At 32.5% G+C, this 14,041-nt stretch carries 14 protein-coding genes; 10 read left to right on the forward strand and 4 right to left on the reverse strand.

All coding sequences use genetic code 11. From position 1 onward, the window contains the following. The first annotated feature begins 85 nt into the window (after positions 1 to 85). The 4 genes from prfB to ACVC43_RS10970 all read left to right on the forward strand — a co-directional run bounded on the left by prfB (position 86) and on the right by ACVC43_RS10970 (position 4,640). Positions 86 to 1,196 (forward strand): peptide chain release factor 2 gene (prfB, locus tag ACVC43_RS10955; RefSeq protein ID WP_452224563.1). Its coding sequence is split into 2 segments (ribosomal slippage): positions 86 to 148 and positions 150 to 1,196, totalling 1,110 coding nucleotides; the frame shifts between segments, so codons are not numbered across the junction. Between the two features lie 40 nt (positions 1,197 to 1,236). Beyond that, entirely contained in the window at positions 1,237 to 1,578 is a 342-nt protein-coding gene (arsC, locus tag ACVC43_RS10960; RefSeq protein WP_452224564.1) for an arsenate reductase (glutaredoxin), read from the forward strand. A 76-nt stretch (positions 1,579 to 1,654) separates the two neighbouring features. Next, a complete protein-coding gene (locus ACVC43_RS10965) occupies positions 1,655 to 2,026 on the forward strand; it encodes an ArsC/Spx/MgsR family protein (protein WP_452224565.1) in 372 nt (123 codons plus the stop codon). Positions 2,027 to 2,120: 94 nt separating this feature from the next. Then, positions 2,121 to 4,640 carry a TonB-dependent receptor domain-containing protein gene (locus ACVC43_RS10970; RefSeq protein WP_452224566.1) on the forward strand — a complete coding sequence of 840 codons (2,520 nt, stop codon included), beginning with the start codon at positions 2,121 to 2,123 and terminating at the stop codon, positions 4,638 to 4,640. 39 nt (positions 4,641 to 4,679) lie between these two features. Here the strand turns inward: ACVC43_RS10970 and ACVC43_RS10975 are convergent, their stop codons facing one another. After that, positions 4,680 to 5,438, reverse strand: a complete 759-nt coding sequence (locus tag ACVC43_RS10975; RefSeq protein ID WP_452224567.1) for a response regulator transcription factor — start codon at positions 5,436 to 5,438, stop codon at positions 4,680 to 4,682. 194 nt (positions 5,439 to 5,632) lie between these two features. Between ACVC43_RS10975 and ACVC43_RS10980 the strand changes: the two genes are divergently transcribed. Further along, positions 5,633 to 6,988, forward strand: coding sequence for a S41 family peptidase (locus ACVC43_RS10980; protein ID WP_452224568.1), 1,356 nt, complete (start codon positions 5,633 to 5,635; stop codon positions 6,986 to 6,988). Positions 6,989 to 7,170: 182 nt separating this feature from the next. Here ACVC43_RS10980 and ACVC43_RS10985 read toward each other — a convergent pair whose 3' ends face one another. Further along, positions 7,171 to 7,350: a hypothetical protein gene (locus ACVC43_RS10985; RefSeq protein ID WP_452224569.1), complete on the reverse strand. Its 180-nt coding sequence runs from the start codon at positions 7,348 to 7,350 to the stop codon at positions 7,171 to 7,173. 163 nt (positions 7,351 to 7,513) lie between these two features. Between ACVC43_RS10985 and ACVC43_RS10990 the strand changes: the two genes are divergently transcribed. Further along, positions 7,514 to 8,479: a lipid A deacylase LpxR family protein gene (locus tag ACVC43_RS10990; protein WP_452224570.1), complete on the forward strand. Its 966-nt coding sequence runs from the start codon at positions 7,514 to 7,516 to the stop codon at positions 8,477 to 8,479. A gap of 196 nt (positions 8,480 to 8,675) precedes the next feature. After that, complete coding sequence (gene fumC / locus ACVC43_RS10995) at positions 8,676 to 10,073, forward strand: class II fumarate hydratase (protein ID WP_452224571.1); 1,398 nt, start codon at positions 8,676 to 8,678, stop codon at positions 10,071 to 10,073. Positions 10,074 to 10,221: 148 nt separating this feature from the next. On the opposite strand, the gene ACVC43_RS11000 is transcribed toward fumC, so the two are convergent. Further along, a complete protein-coding gene (locus ACVC43_RS11000; protein WP_452224572.1) occupies positions 10,222 to 10,800 on the reverse strand; it encodes a Crp/Fnr family transcriptional regulator in 579 nt (192 codons plus the stop codon). A gap of 173 nt (positions 10,801 to 10,973) precedes the next feature. Between ACVC43_RS11000 and ACVC43_RS11005 the strand changes: the two genes are divergently transcribed. From ACVC43_RS11005 to ACVC43_RS11015, 3 genes are read left to right on the forward strand one after another with little or no spacing between them, the layout of a single operon-like run. After that, entirely contained in the window at positions 10,974 to 11,258 is a 285-nt protein-coding gene (locus ACVC43_RS11005) for a hypothetical protein (protein ID WP_452224573.1), read from the forward strand. A gap of 2 nt (positions 11,259 to 11,260) precedes the next feature. Further along, positions 11,261 to 12,496, forward strand: coding sequence for an imidazolonepropionase (gene hutI, locus ACVC43_RS11010; protein WP_452224574.1), 1,236 nt, complete (start codon positions 11,261 to 11,263; stop codon positions 12,494 to 12,496). After that, entirely contained in the window at positions 12,480 to 13,049 is a 570-nt protein-coding gene (locus tag ACVC43_RS11015; protein WP_452224575.1) for a hypothetical protein, read from the forward strand. Before hutI ends, ACVC43_RS11015 begins: the two co-directional genes overlap by 17 nt. 55 nt (positions 13,050 to 13,104) lie before the next feature. On the opposite strand, the gene ACVC43_RS11020 is transcribed toward ACVC43_RS11015, so the two are convergent. Then, positions 13,105 to 13,992, reverse strand: a complete 888-nt coding sequence (locus ACVC43_RS11020; RefSeq protein WP_452224576.1) for a chromosome partitioning protein ParA — start codon at positions 13,990 to 13,992, stop codon at positions 13,105 to 13,107. Positions 13,993 to 14,041: the final 49 nt, after the last annotated feature.

Below are 14,041 nucleotides of genomic sequence, written 5' to 3' on the forward strand. Positions count from 1 at the left end.
ATTTCAGCATAAAACTATAAAATATGTAAGTAATAGTTTCAATATCCATGTTATAAATTCTATTTTTGTTTTAAATTAAAATATAATGATAACACAGGATCAAATTAAAGATCTCTCACAACGCCTAACTTTGTTAAGGCAATATCTTTGACATCGATGCTAAATTAATAGAAATTAGCAATGAAGAAGAACAAACTTTTGCTCCCGATTTTTGGAACGACTCTAAAGCCGCAGAATTGGTAATGAAATCGCTTCGTACCAAGAAAAAATGGGTAGAAGATTATAATACTGCAAATACATTTGTTGAAGATTTAGAGGTGATATATGACTTCTATAAAGAGGAAGAAGCTACTGCTCAAGACGTTGAACAGAGATTTGAAAAAGCACAAACACTCATAGAAGATTTAGAGTTTAAAAACATGCTTTCTGAAGAAGGTGACAGCCTTAGTGCTGTGCTTCAAATTACTGCTGGAGCTGGAGGTACAGAGAGTTGCGATTGGGCACAAATGCTTATGCGTATGTATCTCATGTATGCCGAAAAAAATGGATTTAAAGTAAAAGAACTTAATTTTCAAGAAGGTGATGTTGCAGGTATAAAAACAGTAACTTTAGAGATTGAAGGCGATTATGCCTTTGGCTGGCTTAAAGGTGAAAATGGTGTGCACAGATTGGTGCGTATTTCTCCATTTGATAGTAATGCTAAGCGCCACACCAGTTTTGCTTCGGTTTATGTTTATCCATTGGTTGACGACTCTATAGAGATTGAAATAAACCCTGCAGATTTAGATATTACTACCGCACGTTCCAGTGGTGCTGGTGGACAGAATGTAAACAAAGTAGAAACCAAAGTTCAACTAACACACAAACCTTCTGGTATTCAAATTTCATGTAGTGAAACACGCTCGCAACACGACAATAGAGCTAGAGCTTTACAAATGTTAAAGTCTCAACTCTACGAAATTGAACTGCAAAAACAACTGGCGCAGCGCGACGATATTGAAGCTGGCAAAATGAAAATTGAATGGGGAAGCCAAATTAGAAACTATGTTATGCATCCCTATAAATTAGTTAAAGATGTTAGGTCTGCTCATGAAACTGGAAATGTGGAAGCTGTGATGGATGGTGATATTACACCATTTTTAAAGGCATACTTAATGATGATGGGACAGCAAACAACAGACTCTAACGAATTATAAATTGATTAAAACCGTTAATTTCCATTAAATAAATTTTAAAATGATTAAAATATACCACAACCCAAGATGTAGTAAATCCAGAGCTGGCGTGGCGCATTTAGACGCTTCTGGGAAACCATTTGAAATTATTAAGTATTTAGAAGATACGCTTTCGGTTAAAGAATTAACCGATATCATTAAAAAACTTGGTATAGAACCAATAGATTTAGTGCGTAAAAATGAGAAAATCTGGAAAGAGAATTACAAGTCTTTAGCATTATCTAAAAACGAGTTAATAAAATTACTTATTGAACACCCAAAACTAATAGAGAGACCTATTATAATAAATAAAGATAAAGCTGTAATTGGTCGCCCAACAGAACTTATAAATACAATATTATGAAAACAAGAGGTTAGTCCCTTAAACTAACACAACACAATTGATTATTAGCAAATCCCTTTATTCCCTTAAACTAAATATGATAGTAATATATCACAATCCAGAATCGAAGGATTCTAAAAAATGCCTTGAAATATTAGAAACGAGTAAACATGATCATCAGGTAATTAAGTATCGAGACAAACCTCTCGATACCTCTAAACTTAAGAAAATAATAAAAATACTTAACGTATCTCCAATAGAGTTAATTAGAACGAAAGATAGTCTATGGATAGAAAAATTTCAACATCTTTTAGATGGAGAAATGAAGTTTACAGATGACGAATTAATTCAAATCATGATTAAATATCCCGAGCTTATTGAGCGTCCTATTATTATTAATGGTGAGAAAGCTGTTATTGGCAAACCTGCTCGAAAAATATTCGATATCATCCCTCAATCTTTAAGTTAACAGTATCCTTTTTTATTTTAACAAACCTTTAACCAAAGACGATTAAACCTTAGGGTATTTTTGCAATCTTATTCTAAACAAACTTAAATAAGATATGCTTAAAGCCACGATGTCTACGCTTTTTATAATTGCTTTTTCACTATTTGCGTCAGCTCAAAAAGAAGTTACTTTAAAAGGAAAAATTATAGATAGGGAAACCAACACACCATTAGAATGGGCAACTGTAGTTGTCTCAGACCCTACAGATGGCAAAATAATTACTGGTGGTACAGCTAACGAAAATGGCAATTTTAACATTACAACAAAGCCCGGAAATTACACTATTTCGTTCGAATTTATAAGCTTTAAAAAAATTACAATTGAAAATAAAGAAGTAAACGATTCTTTCGATTTTGGAACTATTTTCTTAGAAGAAAACACCACTACATTGAGTGAAGTAGAACTTATAGCAGAAAAAACTACCGTAGAAATTAAACTCGATAAAAAAGTTTATAATATAGGAAAAGACTTAACTACCGCTGGTGGCACCGTTAGCGATGCCTTAAACAATGTTCCCTCTGTTACTGTAGATTTAGAAGGCGCTATAAGCCTTAGAGGAAATGAGAACGTTCGAATTTTAATTAATGGAAAGCCATCTGCTATGGCTGGTTTTGGAGACAGCAATATTTTAAGTCAATTACCTGCAGAAGCTATTGAGCGCGTAGAAGTTATTACTTCACCTTCGGCAAGATACGATGCAGAAGGTACAGCAGGAATATTAAACATTATTTTAAGACAAAAGGAAACCTTAGGATTCAATGGCTCTGTTACACTTACAGCTGGTAATCCTGATAATGTTGGTGTTTCTACTGCATTAAATTTTAGAAGAGAAAAGTATAATATATTTTCAAATTTTGGATGGCGTTATTTCGATGCGCCACGAACCTCTTTTTTAGATGTAAATTATTTTGACACTGTAGATGAGGATGGTTTTCTTAACGAGCCTCAATTTAGAAGAATTATAGAAAATCAAGATGTGGACCGCTTAAATAGAAACTACAATGCTAATGTTGGCATTGAGTATTTTTTAAACGAAACCTCTTCTTTAACTGGTAGCTTATTTTATAATTTTAAAAGCGATGCTGACGTATCTTTAAATTTAAGTGAGCGTTTAAACAATAATGTAATTGTAGAAGAAACTCTAAGAAGGGAAAAGGAAACGGAAGGAGAAAACAGTTATCAAATAGCCCTTAATTATGCGAAACGATTTGGTGAAGATAGAGACCACAAATTAACAGTAGATTTTCAATATGAAAAAGATATAGAAGATGGTTTTACTTTTTTAAATGAAAATTATATAACCACCAATCAAACCAATCCAGAACCATTTCAAATCGAGCAGGAATTTACAAACCAAAAACAAAATGAATTTTTATTTCAAGCAGATTATGTATTACCATTAGGAGAAGACTCCCGCTTTGAGGCTGGTTACCGTGGTAATTTTGAAAACAATATTACCGACTACCAATTAGATCAAGAAAACCTAATGACAGGTAATTTAGAAATTAATGAAACAATATCAAATATTTTTGATTATACCGAAAACGTAAACGCATTATATACGCAATACGGATCTAAGTTAGGGAAGTTTTCGTTTTTATTAGGTTTAAGGTTAGAAAACACGCAATTAAAAGGAAAAATAGAATCACTCTTAACAGAGCAAGAATTAAATGATGCTTTTGGTTTTCCTATCGATACCGACTTTAACAACAATTATTTAGGGTTATTTCCTACTGTAAACCTTATTTATAACTTAAATACTACAGAAGGTGGAGACGAAGAAAGTATTACACTCGGTTATAACCGAAGAATAAATCGTCCTCGTGGTAGATTTATTAACCCTTTTCCTTCACGCTCTAGTAGAACAAATGTATTTCAAGGGAACCCTAATTTAAATCCTGCTTTTTCGAGTACATTCGATTTAGGCTATTTAAAACGTTGGGAAAAACTAACATTAACAACATCTGTTTACTACCAACATGAAAACGATTCTTTCGAACGTGTTCAAGAAAACACAGGCCAACAAACCACAGATGGCATAGATATTATTAGAACCATTCCTATAAATTTATCTACTAACCAACGTACTGGAGCAGAACTTGGATTAATGTATAATCCTAATAAATGGTTGCGTTTAAATTCGAGCGCAAATATCTATCAATTTAAAACTGATGGTGCATTTAACGGCGTAGATTATAGTACAGAAAACACAAGTTGGTTTGCAAGGTTTAGCTCCAAAGTTACTTTACCTTTAGAAATAGATTGGCAAACAAGTGCCTTTTATAGAGGTCCAAGACAAGACGCACAATCTGATACGGATGGTATTTTCTCTTTAGATTTAGCATTTAGCAAGGAAATACTTAATAAAAATGCAACACTATCTGTTAACGTTAGAGATCTTTTAAATTCAAGAAAATACCAATCTACAACAACTACAAATTTCTTTGAGCGTTACAGTGAGTTTCAATGGAGGCAACGCCAAATAAATGTATCGTTTACTTACAGATTTAACCAGAAAAAGAAACCACAAAGAAGCAGTGGTTTCGATGGTGGAGATGATGATTTCGAAGGATAGAAATGAATGCCGTTTGTCGCACTTAATTAAGTGGTTAAATTAAATCAATTTATTATTCGTTGCATAAATAATAGCCTCAGAAATATTTTTAACCTCTAATTTTTCAAATAGTTTTTTTCTGTGAAATTTTACAGTATCCGGAGAAACAAATATTGCTTCAGCTATCTCATTTATTGTGTAGCCTCTTGTAGAATGTTTTAAAATCTCTTTCTCTCTACTGGTTAAATTAATGGCTTCTTTTTCTTTCCAAAAATCACCCTCAATATTATAATTGTATGTTTTTTTATCTTTTCTGTTAGTCACTCTAATGTTTCCTGACTGCTTTTTAGAAGAAAGTGATACCAAAGCTATAGCCTTCCATAATTTCCCTTCGGATGTCATAAATAAAGGTGTCATTTCATGATTTATTAACGTTTTCTCACCTTTTTTATTAACTAAATGAAAATCGTAAGATATCGTATAATTTTTTCGCTCTTCCATGGGCACTCTTTCATAAAACTCAAAACCAATTTTATTAATTTTTAAAAGAAGCTCTAAGTCAGATTCCATTACGTGCTTAAAATAAAACGCATAACCCATTTTTTTTACTTCTTCTGCAGTATTACCGCATAAAAATAACGGGTTCTCAGAAACGTAATCAAACCCTTTCTCTTTATAATCAACCACATATAAACTTTGGTATGTAGTTCGTGCAAGGGCATCGATAGATTCTAAGTAATTAATCGCTTGTAATCTATCTTCTTTCGTAACTTCTTGAATTCTATTTACATAAGAAAAGAAATCTTTTACATCAGACATAAGGTTGGTTTTGTATCAAATATAAATATTATTTAAAATGATATTATTTATTTGCTTAGTTTATTTACTCATTAAGCTTATAGACATATTAAAATCTTATAACTACTCTTTTGTGTAATGGATTAACCATTTTATCTTAATAGATTTGAGTTAAAAATTAGATAATCACGAGATTTGAAAAAACCAATAAGTTAATGAGAAATTATATAACCCTTTATTTTGTATTAAGTATAAGCTTTTTAATTGCACAAACGAACGAAAATGTTTGGAAAAGCAATTTAGATTTTGGAGAAGGTGCAATTTTTTCTACATTTTTAAATATTGAAAATACTAAAAATCAGTACTTGATTACGTCACCTAAAAATGCCGATGCCAGAATATTTGGAGGCTTTAAAGCTAGATTAGGAAGGCTGTTAGGAAAGTCTCCCAAAAAAGGAGTTTTATTAAAAATCGATACAAAAAAAATTGGTGACAGTTTATTTGGAAATACTACGTTGCCAATATTTGGAAAGTTAAAATTTAAAGGCATTTTAACGCAACATACATTAAGTGGTGAGTTTATAAAAAATGACTCGATAGTAATTGGATCGTTAAAAGGCTTAAAATCTAAAGAAACTAGTATAAGTTACGCCAGCCTATATCCTAAAATATTAAATATTACTAAAGATAATATCTACTCAAAACAAGTTTTAGAATCTAAAGACTGGCGGAAATTTCAAAATAATTTAAATAGACTCTGTAAAAAAGCTGAAGATGATATCGAATTTTTTATAGGTTTTAGTATGCTTAATTCATCACTTCCATTTTCTCATTATAATATTTTCATCGAAGATAAATTACAAGAAAAAAATATAGTAAATGAAAGTTTAACTAGAGAATCAACAGTAATCTTTGAAGAAAAAAACCCGAATACAGCCTATATTAAAATTAAAAATTTTAGCACAACTCAAAAAGAGTTATCAATAGTTTTGCCTAAAATAACAGAGAATAAAAATTATAAAAATCTTATAGTTGATTTAAGGAATAATGGTGGTGGTGGAATAGATGCTGCATTCGAACTTGCTAAACACATAGCAGTTAAGGATATTGAGGTTGGTTACTTTATAACCAATAAATTACGGTACTCAGGTTTTCAACCAAAATTATTTGAAACGCTGCCAGAGCTTCATCCTAAATCTACTGAAGAGTTTGGCAATGATTTAAAAACAGGAAGAGGCGCTAAATTAGTATTCCGAAAATCTGACAATAAAATTTATTCTGGAAACTTATATGTTTTAACCAATAATAACACGGGAAGTACTTGTGAACCCATTGTTTATGCTTTAAAAAACACTTTAAATGCAACGGTTATAGGCGAAAAAACAGCCGGAGCCATGTTAGCAGCTACCTGGTTTAATTTAGATAGTAAATACCTTTTAATGCTTCCTATTGCAGATTTTTATACTTACGATGGTGAAAGATTAGATCAAAATGGTGTTAATCCTACTATTGAGATAGCATCAGAAAGAGCATTGGAAAAAGCGTTAGAAATAATAAATAATAACCCGTAAAAATATTAAAACGGGATTTCATTTAATGGAAGTGCAATTGATGCAATCGTATAAAAAATGCTTAAACCACAGTGCCAATAGCTCCCATTAAACCATTAAAAAAACAAAAGGGAACCTTAATTAAGGTTCCCTTTTCTATATCGTTTGTATAATGATTATAAATCCTGAAAATTATCAGTGGTTTATAAATTAGCTTCTCTTTTAGCCTTTCTTTCGTCTCTAATTTCTTTTAAACGTTCAATTAAACTGCCACCAATCCAGTAAGGAACAACAAAAGTTAATAAAAAAATCATTAACCAAAAACCTATGGTTAAAATTGTTAAGAATGCTAAAAAGCCTAAATATTGGTCAAATTCGAACATAATTGAAGTGTCTTGTTTTAAATCTTACGGCAAAGATAAGCCAAACTGTTTTTTTATACAATATAAACCTTGTAATTATTAACAGAGTTGTTAACGGCTAATTTAATTACACATTTAAAGCACTGTTTAAAAACCTGTAACCGCAAATAATCGTAAGTAAAATATGAACAAACCTCTCCTCTATCTTATATTTTCATTTTGCTGTATTACAAGCGTTTATGCGCAAAAGATAGACAACATGGCATCTTTTCGCGATATCGATAGCAATACCTATTTTAGGTTTAATTACGATAACGATTATTTCGCTGCCACAGATGAGAATTACACACAAGGTTATAATTTTGAATTATTTTTAGAAAGTCTCGAAAAAAACCCAATCAATAATTTGTTCATAAAAGCTGAAAACAGCACCAAAAAATATGGCTTATCGATAGAGCATATTGGATTTACACCTAACGACTATGTCAGTGAAGCCATCCAGTTTGGAGATAGACCTTTTGCTGCTGCTATTATGCTTAAAAGCATGCAAATTACCACAAATAGCAATAACAAATCGCGAATAGCATCTTCGTTTAATTTAGGCCTTATAGGTCCAGGTGCTTTTGGTGAAGAAATGCAGGTTGGCATTCACAAAGCCACAGGTAATAAAATCCCAAAAGGTTGGAAAAACCAGATTAAAAACGATGTCGTTATTAATTATGAAATAGGCTACGAAAAACAAATACTTCACTACCTCAATTTGGTATCGCTTCTACTTAACAGTACTGTTAAAGTTGGTACATTATTTACAAATGCTTCTATAGGTTTTAATACTACCTTTGGTATTATAGACACTCCTTTTTCTACAGTTAAAAAATCCGACAAACATTTTAAACTCTACGCCTATTTTCAACCCATAGTTTCTGTAATTGGTTACGATGCTACTTTACAAGGTGGCTTAATAAATACAAAAAGCCCTTATACTATAAGCAATAGCAACATAGAACGCTTTACAGGGCAATACCATTATGGTCTTGTACTAAAAACCAAAACATTATATTTTGAATATTCGCGTGCTGCCATTACACGCGAGTTTAAAACTGGAAATTCTGCCAAATATGGTGGTGTAAAGATTGGGTTTACTTTTTAGGGATATGAAGTTAATTTAATCGCTCGCTGATATAAACTCATTGCAATCTTTTATAGCACACTTTAATTTAAGTTAGTTTTTATAGAATTGATACTCAACAACAACTATCTCAATCCTGTTAAAACTTATCAACATTCATTTAAAAATAATCCTCAAATTTTCGTAAATTCGCCATCCTAAAACAAACCAAAAACACATGGAATATAGAATAGAAAAAGACACAATGGGTGAGGTTAAAGTGCCTGCCAATAAACTTTGGGGAGCACAAACCGAACGTTCAAGAAATAATTTTAAAATTGGTGCTCCTGCTTCAATGCCTTTGGAAATAGTATACGGTTTTGCCTATTTAAAAAAAGCCGCTGCTTATACTAATGCAGAGTTAGGTGTTTTAGATAACGATAAACGCGATTTAATCGCACAGGTTTGCGAAGAAATTTTAGATGGTAAGCACGACGACCAATTTCCTTTAGTAATCTGGCAAACAGGTTCTGGTACACAAAGCAACATGAATGTTAATGAGGTCGTGGCAAACAGAGCGCACCAAATTGCGGGGAAAGTTATTGGCGAAGGCGATAAAACCATTCAGCCAAATGACGACGTTAACAAATCGCAATCGTCTAACGATACCTTTCCAACAGGAATGCACATTGCAGCCTATAAAAAAGTAGTAGAAAATACCATTCCTGGCGTTATAAAACTACGTAACACCTTAAACGATAAAGCACAAGCCTTTAAAGACGTGGTTAAAATAGGGAGAACCCATTTAATGGATGCCACACCGTTAACCTTAGGTCAGGAATTTTCAGGATACGTGTCGCAATTAGACCACGGCTTAAAAGCTTTAGAAAACACCTTGCCGCATTTAGCAGAGTTGGCGCTTGGAGGTACAGCGGTTGGTACAGGTTTAAATACTCCAAAAGGTTACGATGTGTTGGTGGCAAAATACATTGCAAAATTCACCAATTTACCATTTGTAACTGCCGATAATAAATTTGAAGCCTTAGCGGCACATGATGCTATTGTAGAAACACATGGTGCATTAAAGCAATTGGCTGTAGCTCTAAACAAAATTGCTAACGATATCAGGATGATGGCTTCTGGACCACGTTCTGGAATTGGAGAAATAGTTATTCCTGCAAACGAGCCTGGAAGTTCTATTATGCCTGGAAAAGTAAACCCAACACAATGCGAAGCATTAACCATGGTTTGCGCGCAAGTTATGGGTAACGATGTGGCTGTAACGGTTGGTGGTACTCAAGGCCATTACGAACTTAATGTCTTCAAGCCAATGATGGCTGCTAACATTTTACAAAGCGCACAATTAATTGGCGATGCTTGTGTTAGTTTCGAAGAACATTGTGCGGCTGGAATAGAACCTAATCACGATGTTATTAAGCAATTATTAAACAACTCTTTAATGCTTGTAACTGCTTTAAACACCAAAATTGGCTATTATAAAGCTGCCGAAATTGCCAATACGGCTCATAAAAACGGAACGACCTTAAAAACCGAAGCTGTAAATTTAGGCTATGTTACTGCCGAAGAATATGACGAATGGGTTAAACCAGAAGATATGGTTGGTGGCTTAAAATAAGTATTATAAACAACATAAATTGAAAAAACCGATTAGCATTTGCTAATCGGTTTTTTGCTTGTAGTTAGTTATTTATAGGGAAAATTATTTAACAGTTACAAGTTTATAACAATCATTCTGTATAATCATTAACATATGTTAAAAAATGTTAAAGTTTTGCTCTAATTCTACTTAATTGCACAGGTGTTATACCTAAACTCGCTGCAATCTGGTATTGTGGAATATCGTTGTCTATATTTGGTATGCGATCTCTTAATAATAAATAACGCTGTTTAGCATCGTTAGAAGAATATTCAATAAAACGTTCTTCACTCCTTAGAATTATAAACTCTAAAAACTTAACGTAAAGTGCCATTAAATTAATATCCTTTTTACATAAATTGTAAAAGTCGTTGTAATCAATTTCAAAAATATGACAATTGGTAAGTGCTTGGTATATTAAATGCGACGGCTTCTTTTTTAACAGCCCTTTAAATGAAGCAAAAAACATTAATGGGTTAAATAATGTGGTTGTAATTTCTTTTCCGTTTTGTAAAATGAGATAAGACCGTATGACGCCTCTGGTAATAAAAAAAATTTTTTGTGGCACTACTCCCAATTCAAGTATTTTATCTCCTGTTTCAATTTCTCTGTAGGTGGCACTATTGTATAAAGTATCGAAAACAGCATTCGAAATGGGTTGAAACGAATTGATAAAATCATGCGCCTCTTTAAAATATGGTTTCATAATTTTGGTCGAAAATATAATCGTGGTTAGTTAATACATTTATATTTACAAATGGGAAAGTAACCATATTATAGATACAAAAAATTTCTTTTCGTTGTAACCATTGCATTAAACGCTATAAAACATAAACTGAAAAGTTATTCAACTCTATGCATTTTATCTATATTTGAACTATGAATATGCTTGTAAACAACCCTAAAAACAATATTATAGCAGTTATTATTTTCGAAATAATTACACTTGCTATAACCTTTACTGCAGACTATTCCGGAGCCGGAATGGCTAAAGTAATTATTAAATGGATTCCTGCACTAATAGGTGTTAGCACATTAATTATTTACTTTGTATCTCGTTTATTTACTAAAAAATACAACTGGATTATAAGCGTTGTTGGCATAGCTGCAATGCTTTTTGCTGCAATTAAAATTTACTTAACAGATTTTACTCAAACCCTCTAAACATGTCATTATTAATTACAAACATAAAAGAGCTGCTTCAAGTTAGAGAAGATACCATTTTAAAAGTGTCTGGAGAAGAAATGAAAACCCTACCAACCATTAAAAATGCATATCTTTTAATAGAGCATGATACCATTGTCGACTTTGGGAAGATGGAAGACAGCAAAGGCATCGAAGCAGATGAAACCATTGATGCCTCAGGAAAAGTAGTGCTCCCAACTTGGTGCGATTCTCATACACACATTGTTTATGCTGGCAATCGTGAACAGGAATTTGTAGATAGAATTAATGGGTTAACCTACGAAGAAATAGCCAACAGAGGCGGTGGCATTTTAAACAGTGCTAAAACACTTGAAAACACCAGCGAAGAAGATTTATACTCACAATCCATAAGTCGCGTAAAAAACGTAATGCAATTAGGAACTGGTGCTTTAGAAATTAAGTCTGGCTATGGACTATCTACAGAAGCAGAATTAAAAATGTTGCGTGTTATTAGACGCATTAAAAAGGAGTTTCCAATAAAAGTAAAAGCCACCTTTTTAGGTGCTCACGCTTTTCCTAAAGAATTTAAAGACAATAAACAAGGCTATTTAGACCTTATAATTAACGACATGCTTCCCAAAATAGCAGCCAGTAATTTAGCACAATATGTAGATGTTTTTTGTGAAAAGGGCTATTTCTCTTTAGAAGATACAGATCACATTTTAACAGCTGCCAAGAAATATCATCTAACACCAAAAATTCACGTTAATCAATTTAATAGTTTTGGTGGTGTTGCACTTGCTGTGAAACATAATGCATTAAGTGTTGATCATTTAGAAGAATTAACCAATGATGATATTAAAGCATTACAAGGCAGTAACACCATGCCAGTTGCCTTGCCTTCCTGCTCCTATTTTTTAAGTATTCCATATACGCCTGGAAGACGCATTATCGACGCTGGTTTACCACTCGCCTTGGCAACCGATTACAATCCAGGCTCTACGCCTTCGGGAAACATGAATTTTGTAGTAAGCACAGCTTGTATAAAAATGAGATTAACGCCAGAAGAAGCTATAAACGCTGCTACTCTAAATGGTGCCTATGCTATGGGTATTGCTAACCAGTATGGTAGTATTACCAGAGGAAAAAAAGCTAATGTAATGATTACTAAAAAAGTACCAAGCTATAATTTTCTACCTTATGCTTTTGGAGACAACCATATCGAAAAAGTGATAATTAATGGAAAACCAATTTAATTTTATTATTGAAAGTGAATTACCCTATTCTAAACTTTCAAAATCTAAGGGTTTATTAGATTTTAAATCGCTCTGCAATTATATTAAACAATTACCCTACGGAAGGACTAAAAACCGAAGTGCTATTGCTTCAGTATTGATTGAGCATACAGGTACTTGCTCTTCTAAACATGCCTTTTTAAAACAGGTTGCCATTGAGAACAACCAAAACGAGGTACAGCTTTTCATAGGTATTTATAAAATGAATGAAGCCAATACCAAAGGGGTTGGTGTTGTTTTAAAAACAAAGCATCTTAGGTATATTCCAGAAGCGCACACCTATTTAAAAATAAATGGTTTGATAGCAGATGTTACCAGAGAAATGACTTCTTTAAAATCGTTTAAGAATGCCCTTTTATTTGAAGAGGAAATTCTTCCATATCAGGTTATTGATTATAAAGTAAACTTACATAAGCAGTATCTAAAACAATGGATAACCGATACTAAAATCACTGAAAATTTCCTGCAAATATGGACTATTCGGGAACTGTGTATAGCCAGTTTAAGCAAATAAAAAAAGCCCGAAAAGTTTAAACTTTTCGGGCCTTTTTAAATTTCAACAATCGATATTATCTTAAAGTAAATTGCGATGTTGAAACTAACTCTTTACCGTTAAATACGTTTACTTTATATGTTCCTTTTTCAAAATCGGTTTTACGATCTGCTTTGGCAATAAATTCGCAAATAGGTAAACTATTGTTTTCGTAATAAAACTTACTAATTACACTATAATTAAGCGTTTCTTCACCAAAATTAACCTGTTGATTAGCACCCAAAATATTGTTTTTAGGGTCTATTACCTGAACAAACAATTCTTTATCTCCTGGTTCTACCAATTTGTTTTTAGCTACAGTAAAACATACGCTAATTTTATCACTACGTCCTGCACGCTCTGTTGGAATTTGCTTTCCAGACGAACGCTCAATAACACCCATTACTTTCATACTGTTTGTAGATAACACTGCTGCACTTTCAACAACATCTGCTAACGCTGTATTTTGTACTAAAAGCGAATCGGTGAACATTGTACGTTCATTTAATTGTGTCTTTAAACTATCAGAAGATACAGCAAGCATCTGGTTTTCTACTTTAAGCTGGTCGTTTTCAGCTAAAATAAAATCCATTTCTTTCTGTAAAGCTAAATACTTGTTTTTGTATCTCCAAAGGCTCTTTAAATTGTTTTCAGACACTTTTAAAGAATCGATTAAGCCCTGAATACGTTCCCTTGCTTCTACCAGATTTTGGTTTGCAACACTATTTTCACTCATTGCAACATCGTACTGTGCTGCCATTTGATTTAACTCGTTAAGTACTTTTGTTTTTTCGTCTACGAGTACTTGTTCGTTTTCTTTCTTCTCACTATATAACGAAGAAGAAAAAACACCTAATCCAATAAATAATGCTACTGCAATACCTAAAGCAACTTTTAATCCTGTGTTACTGGACTTGTTTGTCATAATTTTTTGTTTTTTTAAAGTTCAAATATATTTCTTTTTTCTTTCTGTT

Source organism: Lacinutrix chionoecetis (genome assembly GCF_053604665.1).